Raw genomic sequence first — 24,413 nt, 5'->3', positions numbered from 1 at the left:
GGGCAGGTGATTCTGACATTGCCTGCCCCACGTCCTCGTTGTGCTGGTTACTTCGCCATGTCCTGGGCTGCTCGGTACGAGAAGACCATGGCCGTGCCGAGCGGAACGCCAGGACCGGGGTAGAAGCGGCCGCTCAGTGACGCGCTCGTGTTGCCGGCGGCGTACAGGCCGTCGATGGCGCTGCCGTCGGCACGCAGGACTCGACCGTTGACGTCGGTGACCAATCCGCCCTTGGTGCCGAGGTCACTGAGGACGATGCGGGCCGCGTAGAACGGACCGTTCTCGATCGCCGTCAGTGCCGCATTCGCGCCGCCGTTGGGTGGGCAGAAGAATGCGTCGTACGGGTCTTCGCCGCGATGGAACTCTTCGTCGACTCCCAGCTTTGCGGCATCGTTGAACTTTTCGACAGTACTGCGCAATGCGTCGGCCGGCAGTCCGGTCTTGGCGGCGAGTTCTTCGAGAGTGTCGGCGGCGACCCAGGTTCCGGCCTCGAGGTGCTTGGCGGGCGCCGTGTTCGGGATGCAGATGGCAGGTAGTCCGCCACCCTCGCGCGAGTCGAAGATCATGAACGACGGCACTGCAGAACCGTTGTCGTCGTGCGCATCCATGGCCCGGCCGAACTGGTCGTACGGGAGAGACTCGTTGAGGTAACGCTCGCCCGCGTTGTCGACGACGAGTCCGCCGCGAACGCCGACCATGAATGCGGCGCTGCCGTCCGGCTGCTCGACGCCGGGGCAGAACCACGCCTGATCGAGCAAAGCGGTTGCGCCACCGACAGCAATTCCGGCGGAGATCGCGTCACCGGTGTTGGCGCCGAAGGGACCCATACTCCAGATCGCTTTGCCGGGGGTGCCGGCCTGCTCACGCATCTCGGCGTTGCCTTCGATGCCGCCCGCTGCCATCAGCACACCGCGGTTCGCCTTGATTCGCTGGGTTTCGCCGCCGGATTCGACCTCGGCGCCGACAACCCGACCGTCTTCCACGATCAGGGAGGTGAGGATGGATTCGGTACGAAGTTCTGCGTTACCGGTGCTCTGGACTGCGGCCAGCAGTCGGCCGATCAGTGCGCGCCCACCGATCATCGGGCCGGGAGCATGATCCTGACCGGTGCGGTCTTGGTCGAGTTCCGGACGCACCTTGCCGGCGAGGTCACCGATGTCGGCGGGATCGAGATCGAGAGGGTTGATGGAGCGTCCCGTGTCCATCCGGCCTTCGGCCTTGTAGTAGTCGGGGAACGCACGGAACTCGAATTCGATGTGCGGGTTCTGCTCGAGTAGTGCGACGACATCGGGAGCGGTCTCGACATAGGCATCCTGGCGCTCGGACTCGGCGTCGCCGAGCAATGCGCGCAGATAGGTGCGTGCGTTCTCCGTCGAGTCGGGGAGTCCCGCACGTTCCTGTACTTGGGTTCCCGGCAGCCAGATGGATGCGCCCGAGTACGCGGAAGTTCCGCCGAAGCGATCGGTTTTCTCGAGGACGATCGTCGTCAATCCTCGAGCTGCCGCGGTGTATGCGCCGGTCAGCGCGCCGCCGCCGGAGCCGACTACCAACACGTCGCACTCGGTGGTCCAGTCCTGCATCATTGCGTCCTAACTCCAAGAGGGTGGGGTGTCCACGGAATACCGCACGGGGAGAGAAGGCCATGCCAGGTCCCACTGAGCGGGCAATATGCCGAGATGGGTGGTCGAGATGAGAGAATTGGCGAGGTCGTTCGCGACCGGGACACAGAATCGATGATGGGGGCGACGTTGCCGAGAATTGCCGAGGTCAGGGACGCTGCAGAGCCCAGTTCGGACGAGCAGCGGGCGCGCCATGTGCGGATGCTGGAAGCGGCAGCCGAATTGGGGACCGAGAAGGAACTCTCACGGGTACAGATGCACGAGGTCGCCAAGCGGGCGGGCGTGGCCATCGGCACTCTTTATCGCTATTTCCCCTCGAAGACGCACCTCTTCGTCGCTGTGATGGTCGAGCAGATCGACCAGATCGGTGCCAGCTTTGTCAGGCATCAGGTTCAGTCGGACAATCCGCAGGATGCGGTGTACGAGGTATTGGTTCGCGCGACTCGCGGGTTACTGCGTCGGCCGGCTCTCTCGACTGCGATGCTGCAGTCGTCCAGTACCGCCAACGTCGCGACGGTGCCGGACGTGGGAAAGATCGATCGCGGCTTCCGGCAGATCATTCTCGATGCGGCCGGGATCGAGAACCCCACCGAGGAAGACAACACCGGGTTGCGTCTGCTGATGCAGCTGTGGTTCGGGGTCATCCAATCGTGCCTCAACGGTCGAATCTCCATCCCCGATGCGGAGTACGACATCCGCAAGGGATGCGACCTGCTTCTGGTGAATCTCTCACGGCACTGACGTGACTTCGCCCCTCTCTGGGGAGGGTTCGTCATGTTCGCAAAATTGAAATCAATTCTATTTTTGAATCCGCATCAGTTGAGAGTTGATGTCAATCCGGACATTGCCCTGACATCATTAATAGAATAAATTACAGAAAATTAGACGGTGAGCCAGCTCACCGACCGAAAACTCCACGAAGGAGCGAACATCATGGGTCATGCAGTCATCGTCGAGGCCGCTCGGACACCGATCGGCCGTCGTCGCGGCGCCCTGGCGGGACTGCACCCCGCCGAGATTCTGGGAGCAGCGCAGCTCGGCGTTCTCGAACGGGCAGGCGTCGCACCGGAAGACATCGGACAGATCATCGGCGGCTGTGTCACCCAGGCAGGTGAGCAGTCCAACAACGTCACGCGGCAGGCGTGGCTGCACGCCGGATTGCCGTACAGCACCGCGGCAACCACTATCGACTGCGCCTGTGGATCCGCCCAGCAGGCAGTGCATTTGATTTCCGGCCTGATTTCGTCTGGTCAGATCTCGGCCGGTATCGGCTGCGGCGTCGAGGCTATGAGCCGTGTGTTCCTGGGTCAGGCAAACGCACCGGGAACGGGAAACCCGTACCCGGACGACTGGACCATCGACATGGGTGACCAGTTCACCTCCGCGCAGCGAATTGCCGAGAAGCGTGGGATCACGCGCGCCGACGTCGACGCGTTCGGTCTGGAATCGCAGCGCCGCGCAGCTCAGGCTTGGGCAGAAGGACGCTTCGACCGCGAGATCGTGCCCGTCAAGGCTCCCGTGGTGGACAAGGAAGGCGTGCCTACCGGTGAGATCGCCACTGTCACTCGCGACGGGGGACTGCGTGAGACGACGGCAGAAGCGCTGGCTGGGCTCAAGCCGGTCATCGAAGGCCATATCCACACCGCCGGCAACTCGTCGCAGATCAGTGATGGCGCGGCTGCGGTACTGCTGATGAGCGAAGAGCGCGCACAGGAACTGGGATTGAAGCCCCGCGCGCGGATCGTCGCGTCCGGCATGGTCGGATCCGATCCCTTCTATCACCTGGACGGACCGATCGAGTCCACCCAGATGGTGCTCGACAGGGCCAAAATGACCTTGGACGACATCGATCTCGTCGAAATCAACGAAGCCTTTGCCTCGGTCGTGCTCTCCTGGGCGCAGGTTCACGGCGCAGACCTGTCCAAGGTCAACGTCAACGGTGGTGCGATCGCGCTCGGACATCCCGTCGGTTCCACGGGCGCTCGTCTGATCACCACTGCGCTGCACGAACTCGAGCGCTCGAACAAGTCGACGGCTCTGGTCACGATGTGCGCCGGTGGCGCTCTCTCGACCGCCACCATTATCGAACGCATCTGACCCGTACTGACACTGTCGAATTGACGAGGTAGACATGACTATTGGATTGAGTGAAGAAGATCGTGACCTCCGCGACTCCGTACGGGGCTGGGCGGCGCGTCACGCAACACCCACCGTCGTCCGTGAAGCCGTCGAGGCGAAGGTCGAAACTCGCCCCCAACTCTGGAACGGGCTTGCCGAGCAGGGGCTTCTCGGACTACACGTAGCCGAGGAATTCGGCGGCGCAGGATACGGATTGGTCGAACTCGCCATCGTCGTCGAGGAACTTGGACGCTCGATGGTTCCCGGACCGTTCCTGCCGACGGTAGTGGTCAGCGCTGTTCTCAGTGATGCCGGAGAAACGGACAGACTGCCGACGCTCGTGGATGGCAGCACGCTCGGAGCTGTTGCACTACAGCCGGGTTCGCTGAAGATCACCCGCGACGGCGACAACACCACCCTCAGCGGAACGTCCAGCCTTATTCTCGGCGGCCATGTCGCTGACCTGTTCCTCCTCGCGACGGACAGCGGATTCGTTCTGCTCGGACGTGACCGCCTCGAGGTCACGGACTTGGCCAGCTACGACGTCGTGCGTCGTAACTCCGAGGTCACCGTCGACGGTTTGGTGCTCACCGATTCCGAGATCCTCACCATCGATACCCAGCGTGTACTGGACATTGCCGCAACACTGTTCGCGGCCGAGGCATCAGGCTTGGCCGACTGGGCAGTTACGACGTCGGCCGACTACGCGAAGGTGCGTCAGCAGTTCGGTCGCCCGATCGGCCAGTTCCAGGGTGTCAAGCACAAGGCTGCACGTATGCTCGCGCTTTCCGAGCAGGCACGCGTCTGCGCTTGGGACGCTGCGCGCGCGCTGACTCCCGCCAACGGCGTCGGTGCCGAAGAGGCTTCTCTCGCAGCAGCCGTCGCCGGAGCCACGGCCCTCGAGGCTGGCTTCTCCGTCACGCGTGACTGCATCCAGGTGCTCGGCGGAATCGGCTACACGTGGGAGCACGACGCGCACCTGTACCTGCGCCGCGCGCAGTCCCTGCGAATTCTGCTGGGTTCCACGGCATCCTGGCGTCGTCGCGTTGCCGAGCTGACCATTGCCGGCACCCGTCGCGTGCTCAGCATCGAGTTGCCGCCCGAGGCCGAGGCGGTCCGCGCCGACGTTCGCGCCGAGCTCGGTCCTGCGCTCGAACTCGAAGGTGCCGCGCAGAAGACGTACCTCGCGGAAAAGGGCTACACCGCACCGCACTTCACGGCTCCGTGGGGCAAGTCCGCCGACGCCGTCAGCCAGCTGGTCATCGCCGAAGAGCTGCGCGCTGCGAAGATCAAGCCGCACGACATGATCATCGGCAACTGGGTCATCCCGACGCTCATCGCGCACGGCAACGAAGAGCAACTTGCCAAGTTCGTCCCGCCGTCACTGCGCGGCGACATCGTCTGGTGCCAGCTCTTCTCCGAGCCCGGCGCAGGTTCCGACCTCGCGGCGCTGAGCACCAAGGCCACCAAGGTTGATGGTGGCTGGAAGTTGCAGGGCCAGAAGGTGTGGACGTCGATGGCACGCGACGCGCACTGGGGAATCTGCCTCGCGCGCACCGACGCCGACGCACCCAAGCACAAGGGCCTGTCCTACTTCCTCATCGACATCAAGAACAGTGGCCTCGACATTCGTCCGCTGCGCGAGATCACCGGTGAAGCACTGTTCAACGAAGTCTTCTTCGACGACGTCTTCGTTCCCGACGAGTGCCTGGTCGGCGAGCCAGGCGACGGCTGGAAGCTCGCTCGCACCACGCTGGCCAACGAGCGTGTCTCGCTGTCCAACGACTCGTCGCTCGGATCGGGTGGCGAGGCTCTTCTGAGCCTGGTCGACGGACTGCCCGGTGGCATCGACGACGAGCAGCTGACCGTGCTCGGAAAGGTGCTGTGCGACGCGCAATCCGGTGGTCTGCTCGGTCTGCGCACCACGCTGCGCTCGCTCACCGGCGCGCAGCCGGGTGCCGAATCCTCGGTGGCGAAGCTGATCGGTGTCGAGCACATCCAGCAGGTCTGGGACGTGGCAATGGAGTGGGCCGGACCGAGTTCACTTCTGGGCGAACAGCATCGGATGTCTGCAACCCAGATGTTCTTGAACTCGCAGTGCATGTCCATCGCGGGTGGTACAACCAATGTTCAGCTCAACATCATCGGTGAGCGAATCCTGGGTCTGCCTCGCGACCCTGAACCGGGAAAGTGACCTGCACATGAGCAATCGCACCTTCGTCATCGGCGTCGGCATGACCAAGTTCGAGAAGATCGAGACCCGCGACTGGGAATACCCGGACATGGTGACCGAAGCCGTCTCGAATGCCCTGACCGATGCCGGGATCGGCTACGGCCAGATTCAGCGTGCTGCGGTCGGTTACGTGTTCAACGCGTCGACAGCAGGACAGCGAGCTCTCTACGAGACCGGTCTGACCGGCATTCCGATCTTCAACGTCAACAACAACTGCGCGACCGGCTCGACGGCGCTGATGATGGCGCGCGAGTGGGTCCAGGCCGGACAAGCCGAGTGCGCCTTGGCCGTCGGCTTCGAGAAGATGACCAAAACGGCGTTGACCGGTAACGGTGAGATGCCCAAGGTCACGACCTTGGACTCTCAGCTGAAGATCATGGTCGAGGATTACGGGTTCGCCCGATCGCCGATGACAGCTCAGCTGTTCGGTAACGCTGCCGTCGAGCACATGAAGAAGTACGGCACCACGGTCGAGCAGATCGCAGCGGTGGCGGTCAAGAATCACAAGCATTCGGTGAACAATCCGTACGCACAGTTCCGTGACGAGTACACCCTCGAACAGGTACTCGGCGACAAGATGATTCACGAGCCGCTGACACGCTCGCAGTGCTCGCCGACCTCGGACGGCGCCGGAGCCGCGATCGTCGTGAGCGAGAAGTTCGTGCGTGAGCACGGCCTCGAAGACCGGGCGATCGAAATCGTTGCACAGGCGTTGACCACTGACACCGAGGCAGCGTTCGCCGAGAAGTCGATGATCGACGTGGTCGGCGCGCCGATGACGGCAGCTGCGGCAGAGCAGGTCTTTGCGCAGGCCGGGATCACCATCGATGACGTCGACGTCATCGAACTGCACGACTGCTTCGCGATCAACGAGATCATCACCTACGAGGGCCTGGGGATGTGCGCGGTCGGAGAAGGCGGAAAGCTCGTCGAATCCGGCGCGACCACGTACGGCGGCCAGTGGGTCGTCAACCCGTCGGGTGGTTTGATCTCGAAGGGACACCCGCTGGGCGCGACGGGCTTGGCGCAGTGCGCCGAACTCACGTGGCAGCTCCGCGGGACCGCGGATGCGCGGCAGGTCGAAGGCGCTCGTATTGGCTTGCAACACAACCTCGGACTGGGCGGCGCGTGCGTCGTGACGGTCTACCGAGCCGGAACTTTGGAGAACTGATGGCTATCGATCTCGAGGTGGCGTTGGCCGCCGAACCGACTGTGCGCGAAGCGTCGTGGACCGATCGCGACGTCATGCTCTACCAATTGGGACTCGGGGCAGGGGTGAATGCTCTCGATCCCGCCGAACTGACCTGGGTGTACGAAAAGGGGCTGAAGGTACTCCCGACGTTTGCAATGGTTGCAGGCCAGGGAGTTTCGGCGGGTGTACTGCCCGCACCGTCGATGAGTATGCCGGGAATCGACATCGATCTGCGAAAGATCCTGCACGGTGGGCAGTCGCTGGCACTTCACGCGCCCATCCCGTCGACGGGTGCTGCCCGTATTTCCTCTCGGGTCGCCGATGTCTGGGACAAGGGAAAGGCAGCTGTGATCGTTCTCGAGACGGCGGCCGAGGACCTGGACGGGAATCCGTTGTGGACCAACGGAATGCAGATCTGGGCGCGCGGCGAAGGTGGATTCGGCGGCAACGCCGGGCCCGAAGTTGTTGCCGGGGTGCCTGATCGAGCGCCCGACAAGGTACTGACGTCGAGCACGAGTCCCTCACAGGCGCTGGTGTACCGACTCAGTGGAGACATGAACCCGCTGCACGCTGATCCCTCCTTCGCGAAGATGGCGGGCTTCGATGCACCGATTCTGCACGGCCTCGCGTCGTACGGCATCGTCTGCAAGGCCGTGGTAGACGGGATTCTCGACGGAGATCCGACGCGGGTGAAGAACTACTCGGTGCGGTTTGCAGGTTCGCTCTTCCCCGGCGAATCCATCACCACCTCGGTATGGCAGGACGGCAACACACTGACGTTGGCGGCGACGTGCCCCGAACGCGAGAACTCCCCGGTTCTCACGCACGCAACAATGGAGATCAACTGATGGACCTCGGTTCGCACCCCACAGCAGCGACACATCCGGGCGGCACGATTCTGACGTCGCCGCCGCAGGACGCCCCGGTCGACCGGGCCACGGCAGCAGCGCGTCGCGTTGTCGACGCGATGCTGCGCACCGACCGCGGAAACGCCAATCTGGACCGGGTTGCGGAGGAGCTCAACAGCATTGCCGAGCACCTCGAGCAGCACTCACCCGAGGTGGCCGAGCGCTTGATCGACATGTGGAACGGTGAGGGCGTGACTCGTCACGACCCCGTGACCGGCCCCGAGAACGCCATTGCGCCGCCGCTCGTTCTGGAAGGGCTCGCTGACGGGTCGGTGCAGGGAGTGGTCACGTTGACGCTGCCGTACCAGGGCCCTCCCGGCCATGTGCACGGCGGTGTTTCGGCGCTGCTGCTCGATCACGTTCTCGGCGTCGCGAACGCCTGGGGTGGAACTTCCGGCATGACAGCACAATTGAGCACTCGGTACCATCGCCCGACTCCGCTGTTCGAGCCACTCACGATCAGCGGCAAATTCCTGTCCAAGGACGGCCGCAAGATTCACACCGTCGGTGAGATCAAAACTGCGGACGGCGAATTGTGTGTGTCGGTAGAGGGACTGTTCATCGACAAGACCGTGCCGCGCCCCAGGTAGGGGCTTCGCCCCCGTGCGCCTTTTTGGTAGTGGGAACTACCAAAAAGGCGCACAGGGGTTCTGACGAAGGAGGGCCCAGTGGGCAAGCTCGACGGACGTGTAGCAGTGGTCACCGGTGCCGGTATGGGCATCGGGCGCGGAGTGGCGGGCGCGTTCGCGCGTGAAGGCGCGTCGGTGTTGGTTGCCGAGATCGACGAGGCAGCGGGCCTCGAAACCACCCAGTGGTTGCGGGACGAATGGGGCGCGGGGGCGGAATTCGTCCGGACCGACGTCACTGACAAAGCTCAGGTTGTTGCCATGGTCGACAAGTCCGTCGAGCGGTTCGGACGCCTCGACATCCTGGTCAACAATGCTTGGCGGACTTTCGGTTTCGCTCGGCTCGAGAAGATGACCGACGAGCAATTGCGCGGCGGTTTCGACATGGCAGTGATGGCGGCATTCTGGGCGATGCAGGCTGCCCTGCCGGAACTGGAGCGTCACGGCACGGGCCGCGTGATCAACATGTGCAGCCTCAACGGCGTGAATGCTCACATGTACTCGGTGCAGTACAACGCGGCGAAGGAAGCATTGCGAACCCTGACTCGCACTGCTGCCCGCGAGTGGGCTCCCAAGCAGGTGAACTGCAACGTCATCTGTCCCGGTGCGCAGAGTGCGGCGTACAAGCGTGTCGCCGAAGCCAATCCGGAGAACGTGGCAGTGATGGCCGCACAGAACCCGATGGGGCGGATCGGCGATCCCCTCGACGACATCGGCCCCGTTGCGGCCTTCCTGGCAAGTGACGACAGCCGTTACGTCACCGGCAACACCCTCTTCGTCGACGGTGGTGGGCACATCAACGGCGTGCAGTGGGCGCCGACCGTCGACTGATCGACGGCGACGCAGCCGGTGTATCCGGCGTCTATTTGGCCGTGAACCCGGCGTCGACCGGCAACGCGATACCTGTGACGTATCGAGCCTGATCCGAAACCAGCCAGGCTATCGCGTTGCTGACGTCGGCAGCTTCGATCAACTCGACGTTCAAGAGGTTGCCCACGTCGGCTCCGCTCGATGTCGGGGAGTCCGCAAACAGCTTCGCGACCGCGTCGTTGACGACCATCGGTGTATTCGCGCCAGTCGGGTGCACGGAGTTGACACGAATATTGTGGGGAGCAAGCCAGTGCGACCACGTGCGCCCAAGCCCCACGATGGCGTGTTTACTCGCGCAGTAGCCGTCGGATCCGCCGGTGCCGTCACCTCCACGACCGACAAGTCCCAGAGTTGATCCGGTAAGGACTATTGCGCCACCTGTACCTTGTTCGATCATCGCGGGCGCTGCGGCCTGGACGGTATTCCAGACGCCGAATAGGTTGACCTCCATCTGGTCGCGGAAGGCGCGAGCATCGTCGATATCCGGGGACATCATGCCGATACCGGCGTTGGCCAGGACGATGTCGACGCTGCCCAGCTCCGCAATTCCTTCGTATACCGCAGTTCGCAGTGCGGACAGATCGCGAACATCCACTTCTCGCGCGACGATACTTCGTCCCAGGTTCTCGACCGCTGCTGTTGTCTGCCGCAAATCGTCGGCGGTTCCCATCGGGTAGGCCACCGATTCGATCTGACGGCAGATGTCGAGCGCAATGATGTTCGCGCCCTCCTGCGCCAATCGCACGGCGTGGCTCCTGCCCTGACCTCGGGCGGCCCCGGTGATCAGTGCGGTTTTGCCTTCCAACTGTCCGGGCATGCGTGCTCCGTCCGTCGTGAATCATGACTACTCGGTCATGAGTACTGACCCGAGGGGACGGCGAAATTCGTCGCCGGCCACGTAGTCTGAGTTCAGTTACAGCGGGAACTCGCTTCGGAAGAGAAGAGGCTCGGGATGTCCGATTGGGTGAAGAAGGTCGAAGCTGAAGCCAAAGGGCTCCTCGCCGAGGCGGAAGAAGAGCTGACCGTCCTCGAAGGTGTCGACACCATAGATCCGCTTGCCGACGACGATCCGGCACCAGAAGACGGCACCAAGCCGACGTCAGACTGACCCTGCGACACGTCGGCGCGCCTCGACACCGCTCGGTATCTCAGAACGGTGGCGGGTCGTCTCCGAAATCGATGGGTTCTCGGTGAGCCGGCGGTGATTTCCACTGCCTACATTGAACGTATTTCTCTGCTCGTTTCTGTATCCGTCGGCGCTGGCGATTGCGTTCACTCTGGATACGGGCAGCTTTGTTCTCCGCCTGGGTCCGCCGATTTCGACCGCCCTGGGGCGGTGTCGGTTCGTGCGATCCAGCCATCAGTCCTGCGGGTCGCGTTCGGTAACAATGCCCGGTCGGCGACGTCAGCGACATGGTCCGATCCTCGTTCGACGCGAACCGCCACCGGTCGGAATGCTTGAGGCGATGATGGTTGCGGCAGAACGCACTCATATTCGACGCGATCGTTTTACCGCCGCATTCGGGGTCGCCGTGATGGAACGGTTCATTGTGGTCCAGATCGGAATTCCAGGCCGGGACATCACAATGCAGCCATTGGCAGCTGCCCGCGATGATCCGTAACCAGGTATCGAGAACGGCGCCCGGCCGGTAGACGCGCGCCGAAGCAGGCACCGGCTCTACGACGTCATCAGCAGGTGCTCGGACGTTTCGAATTACGGCGTCACGGGCGATATCGCGAGCATGCTCAGCGCTGATCACCCCGTACCCGTCGAGGTGGGCGGGCTCACCGCCACCGTGCAGAGTGGAATCAGTCATCACGACGTGAACCACGGGCCGACGAACGACAACACCACCGCTACGATCCTGCGGGCAATCATCTCGGCCACAGTTGCACGGCAAGAATTGTGATCCGTTGGTCAACTCGAAGAGCGCGTCGGCTCGTCGCTGCTCGTACGTTCGTGAGTCGTTTCGGCATACCGACACTGCCAACTCGCGTAGTCGGCCGTCGAATGCCCGAGCCTGCTCTGCCGGAACGCTTCCCAAGATCTTTGCCATCCCGTCCTCGGCAGCGCTGACCCCGACGAAGCGATCGGTGAGAGCACGGCGTCGGCGTTCTCGCATACCTTCCGGGTCCACCATCGCCACGATCCGATCGATCGCCGCTGTCAGTCGTCTTCCCGTCAAGCCCGTTCCGCCTGCTACTGGTGGGGCGAGAACCTGCTCGAGCAGTAGTCGTTCCACCTCGTCGATCAATTCGTCTTTCACGTTCGCGGTCGCGGAATCGATCAAACCAACTCGGTACAGATCCAACTCGCCACGCGCCATCGCCGCTCGAGTGCGATGCAGACGAGTCTTTAACGAGAACCCCAACCCGATCAGCTTGCCGGCAGCCGCGCGACCCATCGTCAGTGACGCACCGACTTCCGATTCAGCCAACTCGTGTGCGGTCGACGACCACGCACCACTGGCGACGTGCTCCGAGCTTCGCCGCGAAAAGAACTCGGCAATCACAGCGAGCTTGCGTTCGACCAGCATCGCCTCGCATGCATGCAGATCGGTCATGAGATCAACCAGCGCACAATCAGTTTCGGTACCGGTCAGCTGTGCTGAGATACCGAAGAGCTCTGTTGTGGGGTTGACCATGCATCCATTCTATTCGAATGTGTGTTCGATGCGAACCGAATTCTCAAATCAGTCGGAATAGTCCGAATCGGCCGAAATGCTTATTGTGCTTGCGTTTTGGATCCTGTTCATTCGAAACTCGAACGTGATTGTCGTGCCACTGTGTAAGTATCGGCTTGTGGCAGACAACGCGGTGAAACTCAGTGAACAGTCGCTTGTGCTCTTCATGGACTATGGACAGTTTTACTTATACGGCGACGATGACGGTTTCGGGAGGGAAACGGACCTGCTCGAACTCGCGATGGCTTCGCGCCCTGCGTACAGTGACGGCACAGTTGTGATTGTCCTGAGCCCGCACCAGAACAACTTCAACATGCATACAACGGTCGAAGTCTGGTCCTCCCGACCCACATCCGATCGCGAGAAATGGCAGCAGGTCAGTGAGTCGTTTCTGACGGTTGGTCCGCAGGGGTCAATCAGCTTTGATTCACCTCCGGGTGGGGAGTTCATTGTCTGTGATGTACCCGAGGGGTCATATCTGGTCGAGATTGCCGGCCGCGGTTTTGTAAACTACGGCTGGCCCGGATCGACGGAACCCGGAGATGTTTGGCGGGTGCGTATGTGGCCTGCAGGTGGTGACGAGGTGCGGCCATCGCTGCAGTGGGACATGCCGGGATATGGCGTTCCTGTGGACGAACCGATACCTGAACCGATTCCTCGTCCACAACGGGACATCGAGTCGAAATGGATAACGATTTACGGCGAGAACGGCGAGCCGTCCAGGGTTGTGCAAATCAGTGACCTCCGCGCCGAAGCTGCTGAACGAGAGCGGCAGGAGTGGGGAGGAGATCCGATGCCTGAACTCGAACGATTCCAGTCCGGCAAAGAACTAGCTCGTATGGACCGACCACTTGCCGAAGCGGTCGTCCGCATGAACGTCGCGACTCTTCGTCGACTCGCGTTTTGGGCCGCTGTGCAGGCGTATGAGCATGCGGGATTAGCCGACAGGGATTGGGTTCGTCCGGCCCTCAACGCTATGCATGTGGGACAACAACTTCCGGAACCCTTCGGAAATCGCACAACGGCATTCGAGCACCTACACGAGGAGGAATTCGGTGCGGGGACCGACAATGTGGAGTTGGAAGTCAAGATCGAGATAGTGGACCATTCGTCGCAACCGGAGTCCAATCCGTTCGATCACGGGAATATTCATGTCCCGTCCTACGCTCTCAATGCGATTTTCGACGCGATCGAATCGGACCCGTTGACCGCAGCGGTCAATGCATTGGGAACGGCAGCAGTCACGTTCGGGAAGGATATCCGCATGTTGTTCGCGAGAGCGCGAGTTGAATTCGACCTCGCAGACTGAACCCCAAATTATTCAAGGGACCTTCGTAGTGCGGTGAGCGGATCCGAGGCATCTCGACGCCCACGCGGACCAGGCCCTTCGGGGTTGACGAAGCGGCCCTCGTCCGAGCGAGTCCACTCGCGTACGGCCCATCTCTCCTTGATCGCCCAACGGCCGTCGCGCCGCTCCATGTGGTCGATGAACCGCGCACCACTGGTGAAGTTGATCATTCCGATGTCTTCGGGCCCGCCCCAGTGTGTGGACATCGAATATGCCTCGCTGATCGCGTGGTCGCCGTGCAGTTCGACCAGGTGGTTGCCGATGTGGTGCATCGTGCCGCCGATCGCGGAGAGTTTTGTTGTGGCCCAGGCGATGTACTCGTCGATGGTGCCGTCGAATCCGGTGTGATGGTCGATCGCGTCCGGGTGGTAGGCGCTGCGGACGAGATCGAAGTCGAGGCGATCGATGCCGCGGCAGTACGTCAGAACCACCTCACGAATTGCCTGCTTGTCGATGAGATCCTGCAGTGCCTGGTCCATGTCACGCCTCCTTGATGCTGGTCATCCAGTCGAGTAATTCCGGTAGTTCTTCGGCAGCGCAATCGAATACGGCAGGCCGAAGCACCACGGCAGACGCGCCGCGGTCGGACCAGTCCAGGACCTTGTCAGCGGTTGCCGAGAGGTCGACGGACCGATTGTCGCGCCGAACCGGCGCCGCAGACACTTGCACACGTGCGGTATCCGGCTCGCGGTCGTGGGCTTCGAATGTGTTGCGCAGCAATGTGACACTGTCGGTGAACGTTCCCAGGTCGGTCGGGTTCACGGTCCAACCGTCGGCGACGCGTGCTATGCGGTCGAAGTTCCGCCGGCTTGGTCCGAAACCGAAGAGCACCGGTACGCGATTTTGGATCGGCAGCGGGAGGCTGTGGTAGTTCTCGAAGGCGAAGTCGCGTCCCTTGAAGGTGGCCGGAGCATTGGTCCACAGTTCGCGACACGCTGCGACAGCCTCCTCCATGCGCCCGAAACGCGCGTCGAAAGGCATGTTGGTAGCGGTGTATTCGGCTTCTTGCCAACCGACGCCGAAACCCATGACGGCTCGACCTTCGGACAATGAGTCGAGAGTTGCAACCTGTTTGGCAAGCAGGGCGGCTGGGCGAACAGTGGCGATCAGAACCGATACTCCGAGGCGAGCGCGTTCGGTCACTGCGGCGATCGAGGAAAGAAGTGAAATCGGTTCGTACCAAGGGTGATCCAACGGGAACAAGAAGTTGTGTTCGGCTACCCGCTGAGCGTGTGCTTCGGCATTGAACCCGAGATGATCGCCGGTGCAGATCAGATCGATCCCGGCACGGTCAGCACGCGCGGCGAAGTCCAGAACCGGGCGAATCTTGCCGTCGAACAGGGCCTCGAGGCCCAAGATGTTGACGCCGATTTCCACAGTCGTCGTTCCTCTACAGTGCCCGCTTGGCATGCGCGGACATCTCGCCCATGTTGTCCAGACAGAAGAGTCTCGAGCTGAACTGCCACGACCCGTCGACGCAGGTGAAGCGATCGAAGTAGCGCCCCGCCAGAATAGGTTGCAGGGCAAGATTTTCGGTACCTTGGATGACCGTGACGTACGAGAGTGCCGTCGCTGATTCACCGTCGACCGCGATTCGCGTGTTGGTCAGCAGATGTTTGGTTCGTGGAACCGGCGGATCACCGTACATTCGAATGAAGCCGCTGCAGGCTGCGAACACTGCGTCGGCGTCGGACGAAATGAGCGTGATGGCAACCCCGTCCGGCCCGCACTGCCCGTAGTCGGACGAGGCGAACAATGCAGCGACTTCACGCAATCGGCCCTGATCGATCAGATGCGTGTACTCGCAGAGCAGGTCACGGATCGCCGACTCGGCGACGATCCGTGACAGCTCCGTGGTCATACGGTGATCTCGCGCCGAACCATCTTGCCGGTTGCATTGCGAGGCAACAGATCGCTGGTGATGCGCCACTTCGACGGCACCTTGAAGTAGGACAGTCGCTCGGCGGCGTAATCACGCAGCTCCGCCTCCGTTGTGGCGGCTCCGGGACGCAGGACAACCACGGCGGACACTTCCTGGCCGAGGTCGGGGTGCGGCATGCCGATGACAGCGCACTCGATCACGTCGGGGTGTTCGTCGAGCGTCTGCTCGATCTCGGTGGGGTAGACGTTCTCGCCGCCGCGCAGGATCAGGTCGGAACGGCGACCGGTGAGACGGAGACGCCCGTTTTCGATGACGCCGAAATCGCCGGTGCGGAGCCAGCGTCCGGGGGCAATTGCCGACTCGGTCGCCTCGTCGTTCTCCCAGTATCCGAGCATGACGAAGGGGCTGCGCACGCACACTTCACCTTCGATGCCGTCCGGCAGCCATTCGCCGAAGGGATCGCGAATCTCCATCGAGACGGTGATGATCGGGCGCCCGAGAGTGCCTGGGAACTCTTCGAGTTCGGCGCCGACAGCGACCGCAATGGCGGTGCTGCATTCGGTGAGGCCGTAGCTGTCGACCAGAGCATTGCGTGCGAACGGCACCTGCTCCTTGAGGCGTTCTTTGAACGCGGGTGACGACGGCGCGGATGCCAGCGAGAATGCAGTCAACGAAGAGACGTCGTACTTGGCGATGTTGCCGTGGTCGAGTAGCCGCGATGCCATCGTGGGGACAGCACCCCAGTTGGTGACGCGCTCGCGTTCGACCAACCCGAGCACCTTGTCGACGTCGAAGCCGCCCTCGGTCAGGATGACTGCACTGCCCGTCGCGAGACGGGGGACCACCAGATTGTGAAGGCTGGCGATGTGGAAGAGCGGGGAGGTGAGTAGATAACGCAGTGGGCTCGGCTTGGAAGCGTCGTACTCACGGCCGGTGAATGCGGCGCCGATCGCGTCGCTGTACTTGTGGTAGTCGACGACGGCCATCACGTTGCGGTGCGAATGGAGTGCGCCCTTGGGGCGGCCGCTGGTACCACTGGTGAACAGGATGACGGCGGGGTCGTCCTCGTCGATGTCGGTGCTCGGCACGTCGGAGCCTGCATACTCCGCGATGAGCGCGGGCAGATCCTCTTCCATGGTGAGGACCGTGATGTCTGCCGGCAGTTCGGGGAGGGCGGCGCCGCGCTTGGCGTCCACGACCAGAACCTTCGGACGTGAGAGCTCGATCCCGTGAGTGACCTCGCGCGGAACCCACCAACCGTTGAGACCGACTGCGATCGCGCCGAGCGCCTGCGTCGCGAAGAACGTCATGACCCATTCGGGAGTGTTGGCTGCGAGGATGCCCACACGGTCGCCCTTGCGGACTCCGTACTTGTCCCGCAGAGCAGTTGCCAGCGCGGCAACGGAATCGGCATGCTCGGTGAACGAGATTCGACGATCGCTGGTGACGAGATAGTCGCCGTCGCCCCAGGCGCGAGATGCCGAGATGAGTTCACCGATGGCGTGACCGCGGTTCTTCATCACAGGCATGACGGTGCCGAGAACCTCTTCTTCGACGATCTCGAATGGCCCACCTGGACCGGTGAGGCGTGAGACCGCCTGGTCCAGAAGCAACTGCGGATCTGCGGGGGCAGTCATGGAATGGCCTTTCGTATTGTGGCGCTTTTCACGTCACAAAATCTCACGAGAAAATCATATCTGTGGCGGCGGTTACCACTGAGCGAGACTGGGACGGTTCCGGCTCTGAGGCGTCGATACGTTCGAGTCGTATCGCAGTTGGAGTAATCGACATTCCGATATCGACTAGGACACAGGACACGATGACGAACACCGCCACCGAAGCATCTTCGAATGCAGCTCTTGCAGCTCCTCAGCGCGAGGACGTCGCGCAGATGTTGATCGACCGTCTCGGTGATCAGCACCTGGGTCTGCGGACGCGGACGCAGGACTGGAGCTGGGACGAGGTGGTGCGCGAGAGCGCAGCGCGCGGCTCGCTGGCGAAGTCGCTTCGCGCGCCCGGACCGTTTCACATCGGAGTTCTTCTCGAGAACGATCCGGAGTTCCTGTTCTGGCTCGGCGGCGCGGCCCTGACCGGGGCCACGATCGTCGGCATCAATCCGACCAGGCGTGGAGCTGAACTCGAGGCTGAGGTCCGGTACGTCGACTGCCAGCTGATCGTCACCGACAAAGCAGGCTACGAGAAGCTTGCCGGCCTGGACCTCGGGCTGACCGAAGATCGTTTCGTCCTGGTCGACGACGCGTCGTACCCGGACAGGATTGCAGCACATCACGTCGAGTCGCCTCAGATCGACCTCGGTGTCGACGCGTCGACGCTGTTCTTGCTTCTCTTCACCTCGGGCACCACCGGAATGTCCAAGGCAGTGCGGTGCAGCCAGGGGCGTCTGACGCGGTTGGCCTACGCGAACTGCGCCAAGTACGACATCGACCGCGACGACGTCTGCTACTGCTGCATGCCGCTCTTCCACGGCAACGCGTTGATGGCTCTGTGGGCGCCGGCCCTTTCGCAGGGAGCTACGGTCTGCCTCGTTCGTAAGTTCACGGCCTCGGGATTCATGCCGGACGTTCGGTTCTACGGCGCAACATATTTCACCTACGTCGGTAAGGCCTTGGGGTATCTCATGGCGACGCCGGAACTGCCCGACGACATCGAGAACACCCTCACCCACGGCTTCGGGACCGAGGCGTCGCCGGGGGACAAGGCAGAGTTCATCCGTCGTTTCGGTGCACAACTTTTCGAGGGATACGGTTCGAGTGAAGGTGCCGGTTCAGTAGTGCTCGATCCGAACCAACCTGCCGGAGCGCTGGGCCGTCCCGCGAGCGAGAACATCGTCATCGTCGATCCCGATACGCGCGAAGAGCGACCCCGCGCAATTCTCGACGAGCACGGTCACGTGCTGAACCCCGACGAATCCATCGGCGAGATGGTCGACAAGGCCGGATCGAAGAAGTTCGAGGGGTACTACAAGAACGAAGACGCGATCGCCGAGAAGATTCGCCACGGTTGGTACTGGACAGGCGATCTCGGCTACGTCGACGAGGCCGGCTTCATCTACTTCGCGGGACGCAAGGGCGACTGGATCCGGGTCGACGGTGAGAACACCTCGGCTTTGATGATCGAGCACATCCTGCGTCGGCACCCCAAGGTGATCGCCACGGGTGTCTTCGCGGTGCCGGATCCGCGTTCGGGTGATCAGGTCATGGCTGCGATCGAGGTCGCCGATCTCGCCGATTTCGATCCGGTCGAGTTCGCCGACTACCTTGCCGCGCAGGCGGATCTGGGTACCAAGGCAGCGCCACGATTTGTTCGCGTTTCGACCGACCTGCCCGTCACGGGCTCCAACAAGGTACTCAAACGTGAACTTCAAGCCGATCGCTGGCGGACCGACGAACCAGTGTTCCACTGGGTGGGCCGAGGCACTCCCGAATACACGTTGATGACCGAAGCTGACGTGGTGAACCTGGAGAAGGAGTTCGAGACGCACGGCCGCACGCGGTTCCTGTGAGTGGAGTTGCGCTGGTGACCGGCGCTTCCCGGGGGATCGGCCGAGAGTGCGCGCTTGCATTCGCGCGCGCCGGATTCGACGTTGCAATCACTGCTCGCACCGTTCGTGAAGGAGAGGGACGGGCAGCCCCGCGAACGAGGCAAGGCGAGCAAGTGATTCCGGTGCCCGGCAGCCTGGAGACGACGGTTGCCGAGATCGAGTCCTTCGGTGTGCGCGCATTGGCCGTTCCGATGAACCTGCTCGATCTGGCCTCCGTCCGCGGCGCCGGTGAACGGGTGCTGGCGGAGTGGGGACATGTCGACGTGTTGGTGAACAACGCCTACGCGCAGACGGTCGGAAACATGGACCGGGTGCTCGACATCGAGATCGACGACGCTCAGGCGATGGCGATCGGGAATTATCTGCACCAACTCGCTCTGGTCCAGGTGATACTCCCGTCGATGATCAAGAGCGGCAACGGCGTAGTGGTCAATCTGGCATCGGGCTCGGCGACCATGGATCCGCCTGCGCCTCCCGGCGAGGGTGGTTGGGGTCTGTCGTACGCCGCGTCAAAGGCGTCGTTCGGACGTATCGCCGGAGCGATCAACTCCGAGTACCGAGACGCCGGAATCAAAGCGTTCAACCTGAGTCCGGGATTTGTCATCACGGAATCAGGGAAAGCCCGTGGTGGCGCGGACGCAATCGTGGACGCCGGATTTGCGGCCACACCGGCATCCGTACCCGCTGCAGCGGCGGTGTGGCTTGCAACAGATCCCGATGCGGACCGGTACCTCGGTCGAGTCGTGGATGGTCCGAAATTGATGGCGACACTGGAGGAAACGGTATGAAGCTCGGCGTGGTCGTTCCGGTCGAACTGGGTCGAAGCGGAGACCCTGATTGGATTCTGCAATTCGCCCGTGCGGCCGAGTCGCTGGGTTTCGACGAGATCTCGGCAGTGGAGCACTCGGTGGTCATCGCCGCCACCGAGAGCGAGTACCCCTATTCTCCGACCGGCAAATCGCATCTTCCCGATGACTGCGACATCCCGGATCCGCTCGAACTGCTTTCGTTCGTGGCGGGTGCCACAACCACTTTGGGCTTGTCCACTGGAGTTCTGGTACTGCCCAATCACAATCCGGTAGTGCTCGCCAAACGATTGGCGACGCTCGATCGCCTTTCCGGTGGGCGATTGCGCATCTGCCTCGGCCTGGGGTGGATGAAGGAAGAGATCGAGGCGTGCGGCGGTGACTTCGAGCGCCGCGGCAAGGTAGCCGATGAGGCCATCGCGGTGATGCGTTCACTCTGGGCGGGCAAGGAAGCAGTCGATTTCGACGGCGATTACTTCTCGTTCAAGGGTGCGTACAGCTGGCCGAAGCCGCACCGCGAGTCGGGAGTTCCGCTCTACATCGGTGGACACAGTCTCGCGGCCGCGAGGCGAGCAGGCCGATTGGGTGACGGTTTCCAGCCGCTGGGACTGGCCGGTGAAGATCTCGACAAGGCTGTAGCAGCGATGAAAGCTGCTGCGGTGAAGGCAGATCGAGATCCTGCCGACGTCTCGCTGGTACTCGGTGCGACACTGCCCAGGCTCGACGAAGCGAAACTCGAGTGGGCACGCGGGTTGGGAGCCGATCGAATCGTGCTGTCCGCCAGTCGTCGTGGCACGTCGCTGGAACTGATCATCGACGAAATGGCCGAATGCTCGAAGCGGCTGGGGCTCGGAGCGTAGTCCTTTCTCTGATCAGGGATGGGCCAGCCCGTTCAGCACCATCGCGCCGACGAAGGCAGCGTTGTCGGCGGGGCTGTCCGATCGGCGGGTGAAGCACCTCAGTAGGAGGGTGTTGGTGATGCCTGCGGCGATGTCCATCGGAGCACTGATGGTCGACAAGACTCCGTTGTCCTGGCCCCGCTGCACAACCGGCGCGATGATCGAGGGAATGTTGAGTTTCTCTTTGAGTGACAGCAGGCTCTCGGGCTCGCCGTAGGTGTCGTGGGCGACGGCAACCAGCAGTGCATCCATGAACTCTGTTTCGTCTGAGGCTAGTTGAGCGCAGCGGAGTAGGAAGTTCTCGATGATCGCGACGTCACCGAGACCGATCAGGATGTCGTCGGCAACGGTTTCTCGCAGCGAGTCCACTCGACTCTGAAGGGCTGCCACCAGGATGTGGGGCTTGGTGGGAAACAGTTTGTTCGCGGCGGTGCGGGGAACTGCTGCAGTGTCGGCGATGTCGTTGATCTGCGTCATGAAGTATCCGCGCTTGCCGAATTCGCTACGGGCCGCGGCGAGAAACGCCGCTCGCGGATCACGCGGCAGCGGACGTGGCTCAGCGGGCTGGTCGATGGGACCGACAACGTCATCGAGGTGTTGGTGAAGGCCAGACATATCGACGACGGCGCCCAACATGGCGAGCAGCGCGTCGGACATCATGTCGGGTGAGACGGAGCGGGAATCGATGCGGCTACGAATGCGGAAACCGTCGATCACCGCGTTGACGGTGACAGCGAAGGTCTTGGTGGTGAACGGCCTTCGGAGTGTTGCGTCGGTTTTCTCGAAAAGGGCCTCGTAGGCAGCGGACACGAGCTCGTCGCGTCGACGATATTCGTTTTCCAGAGCGGTGGAGGTTCGCCGGTGTGAGCCCGCAAAAATGTGCGAGAGAAGGCTTCTTGTAGTCGACGCGTCGTTGACGATTGCGTCGAATGCCTCTTTGACGAGAGTGGTGACCGTCGGACGAAGCGCGTCGTCGTTTGCGGCCAGCTGTGCGCGCACGGTCTGCTTCACCGTGTCTGCGCTGTGCAAGGTCGATTCGGTGAGGCTGGCGATCACGGCCTCGACGAACTCGGATTTGGTGCGGAACTTGCGGAAGAACGTAGCCTGCGACGCTCCGGCTTGGTTGACGACCTGTTCGCTCCGAAGTCCGCGTTCGAGAATGTCCTGAGGGGCCTCGACGAGCGACGTCACGCCGGCATCGATGAGCAGCACGGTGGTGGCGTCGCGATCAGTCATCGTCAGTCCTTCGGTCGATCGGCAGTCTCGCCCGCACATAACGGGCAAACAAGACTTTATCGAGGTCAAGGCCTGCGTGGGTGCTGTTCTGAGAGTGTTTGCTCTCGCGCGAGAGTTTCCCCAGTCAACAAATGGAGTGACCCGGCGACCTCGCTCCGTTTTCATGGAATTCGACCGCGCCAAACAAGGCCTGGAAGTAAAGGACACGAGCGATGAAGACTACTGAATCACCGAGCCTCAGTAGGCGTGAGGTGCAGGTGCTGTTGACCTGGATTCGATGCGACTCGAAAGCTGAAGTCTCGCGTGAGTTGTACATCGCGGAGGGAACGGTGAATACGCACCTCGCTCGTATTCGAGGGAAGTACGACGGAGTGGGCCGGACAGCCCCGACAAAGATGGCACTGCTTGCGCGGGCGCTGCAGGACGGGTTGATCGCAATCGACGAACTCTGATCGAAGCGCGAGCGATCGGGTGCGTCGATCCGGGAGTCAGTCTAGGGCGGTGGCGTCGGTTGTCGGCGTCTTGGTGCCGGGAGTCGCTTCGATGTCGAGAACGACCTGGCTGTCGGTGGCTTCTTCGGGGAAGACGTACCGACGCATGGCCCACCAGCGGAAGGCCGTCGCCAGCAGGGTCCCGATGATCGATCCGCTGATGAAGTCCGCGAAGTTTTCCATCAACACCGACACCTCGGGTTGACGCAGATGGAACACGTACCGGGAGGTCCAGAGTGGTACCTGGTTGATGGCCAAACCGATACCCGCGACGATGAAGAACAGAGCGGCCTCGTGATGGCGCTGTCGACCACCGCGCTGCGCAAACGACCATTCGCGGTTGAGGACGTAGGACAGAACCGTCGCGATCAGGACCGCAAGGATGTTGGCCGTCACCGGGTGCTGAGGCAGAACCGTCCACTTGATGCCGAAGAACAGCACCGTGGTGACGATGAAGGCGATGCCGCCGACCACCAGGAACTTGAGCATTTCTGCGTGCGGCAGGACGCGCACGAGAACCCGCTCAGGAAGCCTATTGACCATCTTTTCGACAAACGCCATTGTTCGAGGCTAACCCTGAATACGACCGAGGGCACAAATCGTCGATGCCCGTGTCGGCAAGATCATCAGAATCCGTACCCGAGAATTGCGGGCTTCTGCGCGTTGAAAGCGAAGTCGAAATTCAGGATCTCCTGCGGATCGGACGCGTGGAGTCGGTGCGCCGCCGCGAAGGTCTTGGCCTGGTGCTCGCCCAGGTACAAGCTGCTCAGGACATCAGAGGGCATCGTGATCGCAGGCACCGCGTCAGTGGCCGTACAGGTGGCCTTGCCGTCCTTGACCTGAAGTGCGAAGGTTCCGCCGGCCTTCAGGAACGGATCTTCGACCTTGATGACTGTGTCCAGGTCAGCAGCATATTCACGAGCCTCGAGAGCCGCGGGAACGTCCATGATGCGCAGCCACAGTCGATCGGAGCGCGTCGTCGTCCGGGCAAGGCGGTAGTCCGTGAGCATCAGCCGGAGTGGATCGGCAGGATGCTGGCGTGTCTCGATCCGGGTGACGAGGTCGAGGCCGCAGATCGTGCGCCACAGCGCCGCGTGCGCATCTTCGGTGATCGTCACGAACTCGTCGATCCGGGCGATGCTGTCGCGGCCCTCGCTCGTGTGCCGGTAAGCGATGTATCCGTCCGCGTGTGTCAGAAAGAACAGTCCGGAGGCGCCGTCACGATCCTCGGACGGGTCGGCGAACATATGGTCCCAGAGCGGTTGCGGACGGACCTGAGCGCCGGGTGTCTGCAGCCGCCAGCGGTCGTAGATCTCGGGAAGAAGCGTCGAGGCAGCTTTGATGTCGACGATGGACACGCCACCATTGTCGGGCACCTCGGGGCGGAATCGTGCGAAGCGGCGATCGAGGGTGATGCCTTCGCTGAAGGTGGCCGGGCCGTATCCGAAGCGGTTGTAGATGCCGGCCTCGCTGGCCGTCAGGGCCGCAAGTGGTGCTCCGGTCGACTCGATGTGGGCGTGAAGTGCAGTGAACATCGAGCGTAGGACACCACGTCGACGGTGAGTCGGGGCGACGGATACCCAGGTGATTCCGCGCGTGGGGAGTTGGCGTCCGCCGGGCACGGTGAATTCCATGTCGATTTCAATGGCCACGCCGACTGGTAGGTCACCGTCGACGGCGAGGATGATGTCCTCGGGCTTGTAGAGCGCCTTCGTCAGTTCGCTGACCGCGGGAGACGGGTGAAAACCGAACCCCACCGAGTCGAGTAGTTGGAGAGCCGGCCAGTCGCTCTCGGTAGCGGTGCGGATGGTGATCTTGTTTTCGGGGCTCACGTATATCGACTTTGGCATAGATTGCGTGAAGACGCACATGAATATCGGGGCTGACGTTTCCGCACCGGCTCCCAGGGGTACCGCCCGACGGACCAGTCCTGCGGCAC

At 62.3% G+C, this 24,413-nt stretch carries 23 protein-coding genes; 13 read left to right on the top strand and 10 right to left on the bottom strand.

Going from position 1 to position 24,413, the window contains the following annotated elements:
* Positions 1-47: 47 nt before the first annotated feature.
* On the bottom strand, positions 48-1,580 hold the full coding sequence (locus AC1Q61_RS00825) for an FAD-dependent oxidoreductase (protein WP_037128865.1): 1,533 nt from the start codon (positions 1,578-1,580) through the stop codon (positions 48-50).
* Between the two features lie 153 nt (positions 1,581-1,733).
* Here AC1Q61_RS00825 and AC1Q61_RS00820 point away from each other — a divergent pair, with 153 nt between their 5' ends.
* The 7 genes from AC1Q61_RS00820 to AC1Q61_RS00790 all read left to right on the top strand — a co-directional run bounded on the left by AC1Q61_RS00820 (position 1,734) and on the right by AC1Q61_RS00790 (position 9,527).
* On the top strand, positions 1,734-2,360 hold the full coding sequence (locus AC1Q61_RS00820; protein ID WP_030536987.1) for a TetR/AcrR family transcriptional regulator: 627 nt from the start codon (positions 1,734-1,736) through the stop codon (positions 2,358-2,360).
* A 192-nt stretch (positions 2,361-2,552) separates the two neighbouring features.
* Positions 2,553-3,716 carry a steroid 3-ketoacyl-CoA thiolase gene (locus tag AC1Q61_RS00815; RefSeq protein WP_118606731.1) on the top strand — a complete coding sequence of 388 codons (1,164 nt, stop codon included), beginning with the start codon at positions 2,553-2,555 and terminating at the stop codon, positions 3,714-3,716.
* Positions 3,717-3,750: 34 nt separating this feature from the next.
* On the top strand, positions 3,751-5,931 hold the full coding sequence (locus tag AC1Q61_RS00810; protein ID WP_047270713.1) for an acyl-CoA dehydrogenase family protein: 2,181 nt from the start codon (positions 3,751-3,753) through the stop codon (positions 5,929-5,931).
* A gap of 7 nt (positions 5,932-5,938) precedes the next feature.
* The gene (locus AC1Q61_RS00805; protein WP_003940027.1) at positions 5,939-7,141 is read left to right on the top strand and encodes a lipid-transfer protein; all 1,203 of its coding nucleotides are present in this window, start codon (positions 5,939-5,941) and stop codon (positions 7,139-7,141) included.
* Positions 7,141-8,010: a MaoC/PaaZ C-terminal domain-containing protein gene (locus AC1Q61_RS00800; protein WP_118606676.1), complete on the top strand. Its 870-nt coding sequence runs from the start codon at positions 7,141-7,143 to the stop codon at positions 8,008-8,010. The genes AC1Q61_RS00805 and AC1Q61_RS00800 overlap by 1 nt, the downstream gene beginning before the upstream one ends.
* Positions 8,010-8,660 (top strand): PaaI family thioesterase, encoded by a 651-nt coding sequence (locus AC1Q61_RS00795; RefSeq protein ID WP_003940283.1) that lies wholly within the window; start codon positions 8,010-8,012, stop codon positions 8,658-8,660. Before AC1Q61_RS00800 ends, AC1Q61_RS00795 begins: the two co-directional genes overlap by 1 nt.
* Positions 8,661-8,738: 78 nt before the next feature.
* Positions 8,739-9,527: an SDR family NAD(P)-dependent oxidoreductase gene (locus AC1Q61_RS00790; protein WP_042924829.1), complete on the top strand. Its 789-nt coding sequence runs from the start codon at positions 8,739-8,741 to the stop codon at positions 9,525-9,527.
* 31 nt (positions 9,528-9,558) lie between these two features.
* Here AC1Q61_RS00790 and AC1Q61_RS00785 read toward each other — a convergent pair whose 3' ends face one another.
* Positions 9,559-10,383 (bottom strand): mycofactocin-coupled SDR family oxidoreductase, encoded by an 825-nt coding sequence (locus AC1Q61_RS00785; protein ID WP_042924826.1) that lies wholly within the window; start codon positions 10,381-10,383, stop codon positions 9,559-9,561.
* 135 nt (positions 10,384-10,518) lie between these two features.
* Between AC1Q61_RS00785 and AC1Q61_RS00780 the strand changes: the two genes are divergently transcribed.
* Positions 10,519-10,674: a hypothetical protein gene (locus AC1Q61_RS00780; RefSeq protein WP_003940615.1), complete on the top strand. Its 156-nt coding sequence runs from the start codon at positions 10,519-10,521 to the stop codon at positions 10,672-10,674.
* A gap of 40 nt (positions 10,675-10,714) precedes the next feature.
* On the opposite strand, the gene AC1Q61_RS00775 is transcribed toward AC1Q61_RS00780, so the two are convergent.
* Positions 10,715-12,211, bottom strand: coding sequence for a DUF222 domain-containing protein (locus tag AC1Q61_RS00775; RefSeq protein WP_215516085.1), 1,497 nt, complete (start codon positions 12,209-12,211; stop codon positions 10,715-10,717).
* A gap of 832 nt (positions 12,212-13,043) precedes the next feature.
* On the opposite strand from AC1Q61_RS00775, the gene AC1Q61_RS00770 reads away from it, so the two are divergent.
* Positions 13,044-13,559: a hypothetical protein gene (locus tag AC1Q61_RS00770; RefSeq protein WP_232329918.1), complete on the top strand. Its 516-nt coding sequence runs from the start codon at positions 13,044-13,046 to the stop codon at positions 13,557-13,559.
* 8 nt (positions 13,560-13,567) lie between these two features.
* Here the strand turns inward: AC1Q61_RS00770 and AC1Q61_RS00765 are convergent, their stop codons facing one another.
* The 4 genes from AC1Q61_RS00765 to casG are packed head-to-tail and all read right to left on the bottom strand — an operon-like array spanning position 13,568 to position 17,117.
* Positions 13,568-14,077, bottom strand: coding sequence for a nuclear transport factor 2 family protein (locus tag AC1Q61_RS00765; RefSeq protein ID WP_042924821.1), 510 nt, complete (start codon positions 14,075-14,077; stop codon positions 13,568-13,570).
* Position 14,078: 1 nt separating this feature from the next.
* On the bottom strand, positions 14,079-14,975 hold the full coding sequence (locus AC1Q61_RS00760) for a TIGR03619 family F420-dependent LLM class oxidoreductase (RefSeq protein ID WP_042924820.1): 897 nt from the start codon (positions 14,973-14,975) through the stop codon (positions 14,079-14,081).
* A 13-nt stretch (positions 14,976-14,988) separates the two neighbouring features.
* The gene (locus AC1Q61_RS00755; protein ID WP_042448401.1) at positions 14,989-15,459 is read right to left on the bottom strand and encodes a nuclear transport factor 2 family protein; all 471 of its coding nucleotides are present in this window, start codon (positions 15,457-15,459) and stop codon (positions 14,989-14,991) included.
* Entirely contained in the window at positions 15,456-17,117 is a 1,662-nt protein-coding gene (gene casG / locus AC1Q61_RS00750; protein ID WP_073512541.1) for a steroid-24-oyl-CoA synthetase, read from the bottom strand. Before casG ends, AC1Q61_RS00755 begins: the two co-directional genes overlap by 4 nt.
* A 254-nt stretch (positions 17,118-17,371) precedes the next feature.
* On the opposite strand from casG, the gene casI reads away from it, so the two are divergent.
* The 3 genes from casI to AC1Q61_RS00735 are packed head-to-tail and all read left to right on the top strand — an operon-like array spanning position 17,372 to position 20,708.
* A complete protein-coding gene (gene casI / locus AC1Q61_RS00745; RefSeq protein WP_037128859.1) occupies positions 17,372-19,003 on the top strand; it encodes a steroid-22-oyl-CoA synthetase in 1,632 nt (543 codons plus the stop codon).
* The gene (locus AC1Q61_RS00740) at positions 19,000-19,830 is read left to right on the top strand and encodes an SDR family NAD(P)-dependent oxidoreductase (RefSeq protein WP_042924818.1); all 831 of its coding nucleotides are present in this window, start codon (positions 19,000-19,002) and stop codon (positions 19,828-19,830) included. The genes casI and AC1Q61_RS00740 overlap by 4 nt, the downstream gene beginning before the upstream one ends.
* Complete coding sequence (locus tag AC1Q61_RS00735; RefSeq protein WP_042924814.1) at positions 19,827-20,708, top strand: LLM class F420-dependent oxidoreductase; 882 nt, start codon at positions 19,827-19,829, stop codon at positions 20,706-20,708. The genes AC1Q61_RS00740 and AC1Q61_RS00735 overlap by 4 nt, the downstream gene beginning before the upstream one ends.
* A gap of 12 nt (positions 20,709-20,720) precedes the next feature.
* Here the strand turns inward: AC1Q61_RS00735 and AC1Q61_RS00730 are convergent, their stop codons facing one another.
* Positions 20,721-21,983 carry a TetR/AcrR family transcriptional regulator gene (locus AC1Q61_RS00730; protein ID WP_042924864.1) on the bottom strand — a complete coding sequence of 421 codons (1,263 nt, stop codon included), beginning with the start codon at positions 21,981-21,983 and terminating at the stop codon, positions 20,721-20,723.
* 212 nt (positions 21,984-22,195) lie between these two features.
* Between AC1Q61_RS00730 and AC1Q61_RS00725 the strand changes: the two genes are divergently transcribed.
* Positions 22,196-22,435, top strand: a complete 240-nt coding sequence (locus AC1Q61_RS00725; protein WP_037128651.1) for a LuxR C-terminal-related transcriptional regulator — start codon at positions 22,196-22,198, stop codon at positions 22,433-22,435.
* Between the two features lie 36 nt (positions 22,436-22,471).
* On the opposite strand, the gene AC1Q61_RS00720 is transcribed toward AC1Q61_RS00725, so the two are convergent.
* A complete protein-coding gene (locus AC1Q61_RS00720) occupies positions 22,472-23,035 on the bottom strand; it encodes a GtrA family protein (RefSeq protein WP_003939753.1) in 564 nt (187 codons plus the stop codon).
* A gap of 65 nt (positions 23,036-23,100) precedes the next feature.
* Positions 23,101-24,306 carry an enhanced intracellular survival protein Eis gene (locus tag AC1Q61_RS00715; protein WP_042924862.1) on the bottom strand — a complete coding sequence of 402 codons (1,206 nt, stop codon included), beginning with the start codon at positions 24,304-24,306 and terminating at the stop codon, positions 23,101-23,103.
* Positions 24,307-24,413 lie beyond the last annotated feature (107 nt).

This window comes from Rhodococcus sp. MPR-R1B, from assembly GCF_058793255.1.
Note: the sequence above shows the minus strand (reverse complement) of the source record. Positions and strands in the feature narration are given on the sequence as shown.

Excerpts from the sequence above, each read along its gene's own strand:
- AC1Q61_RS00825 (WP_037128865.1), bottom strand. The coding sequence starts at position 1,580 with ATGCAGGACTGGACCACCGAGTGCGACGTGTTGGTAGTCGGCTCCGGC.
- AC1Q61_RS00820 (WP_030536987.1), top strand. The coding sequence starts at position 1,734 with ATGATGGGGGCGACGTTGCCGAGAATTGCCGAGGTCAGGGACGCTGCA.
- AC1Q61_RS00815 (WP_118606731.1), top strand. The coding sequence starts at position 2,553 with ATGGGTCATGCAGTCATCGTCGAGGCCGCTCGGACACCGATCGGCCGT.
- AC1Q61_RS00810 (WP_047270713.1), top strand. The coding sequence starts at position 3,751 with ATGACTATTGGATTGAGTGAAGAAGATCGTGACCTCCGCGACTCCGTA.
- AC1Q61_RS00805 (WP_003940027.1), top strand. The coding sequence starts at position 5,939 with ATGAGCAATCGCACCTTCGTCATCGGCGTCGGCATGACCAAGTTCGAG.
- AC1Q61_RS00800 (WP_118606676.1), top strand. The coding sequence starts at position 7,141 with ATGGCTATCGATCTCGAGGTGGCGTTGGCCGCCGAACCGACTGTGCGC.
- AC1Q61_RS00795 (WP_003940283.1), top strand. The coding sequence starts at position 8,010 with ATGGACCTCGGTTCGCACCCCACAGCAGCGACACATCCGGGCGGCACG.
- AC1Q61_RS00785 (WP_042924826.1), bottom strand. The coding sequence starts at position 10,383 with ATGCCCGGACAGTTGGAAGGCAAAACCGCACTGATCACCGGGGCCGCC.
- AC1Q61_RS00780 (WP_003940615.1), top strand. The coding sequence starts at position 10,519 with ATGTCCGATTGGGTGAAGAAGGTCGAAGCTGAAGCCAAAGGGCTCCTC.
- AC1Q61_RS00775 (WP_215516085.1), bottom strand. The coding sequence starts at position 12,211 with ATGGTCAACCCCACAACAGAGCTCTTCGGTATCTCAGCACAGCTGACC.
- AC1Q61_RS00770 (WP_232329918.1), top strand. The coding sequence starts at position 13,044 with ATGCCTGAACTCGAACGATTCCAGTCCGGCAAAGAACTAGCTCGTATG.
- AC1Q61_RS00765 (WP_042924821.1), bottom strand. The coding sequence starts at position 14,077 with ATGGACCAGGCACTGCAGGATCTCATCGACAAGCAGGCAATTCGTGAG.
- AC1Q61_RS00755 (WP_042448401.1), bottom strand. The coding sequence starts at position 15,459 with ATGACCACGGAGCTGTCACGGATCGTCGCCGAGTCGGCGATCCGTGAC.
- casG (WP_073512541.1), bottom strand. The coding sequence starts at position 17,117 with ATGACTGCCCCCGCAGATCCGCAGTTGCTTCTGGACCAGGCGGTCTCA.
- casI (WP_037128859.1), top strand. The coding sequence starts at position 17,372 with ATGTTGATCGACCGTCTCGGTGATCAGCACCTGGGTCTGCGGACGCGG.
- AC1Q61_RS00735 (WP_042924814.1), top strand. The coding sequence starts at position 19,827 with ATGAAGCTCGGCGTGGTCGTTCCGGTCGAACTGGGTCGAAGCGGAGAC.
- AC1Q61_RS00730 (WP_042924864.1), bottom strand. The coding sequence starts at position 21,983 with ATGACTGATCGCGACGCCACCACCGTGCTGCTCATCGATGCCGGCGTG.
- AC1Q61_RS00725 (WP_037128651.1), top strand. The coding sequence starts at position 22,196 with ATGAAGACTACTGAATCACCGAGCCTCAGTAGGCGTGAGGTGCAGGTG.
- AC1Q61_RS00720 (WP_003939753.1), bottom strand. The coding sequence starts at position 23,035 with ATGGCGTTTGTCGAAAAGATGGTCAATAGGCTTCCTGAGCGGGTTCTC.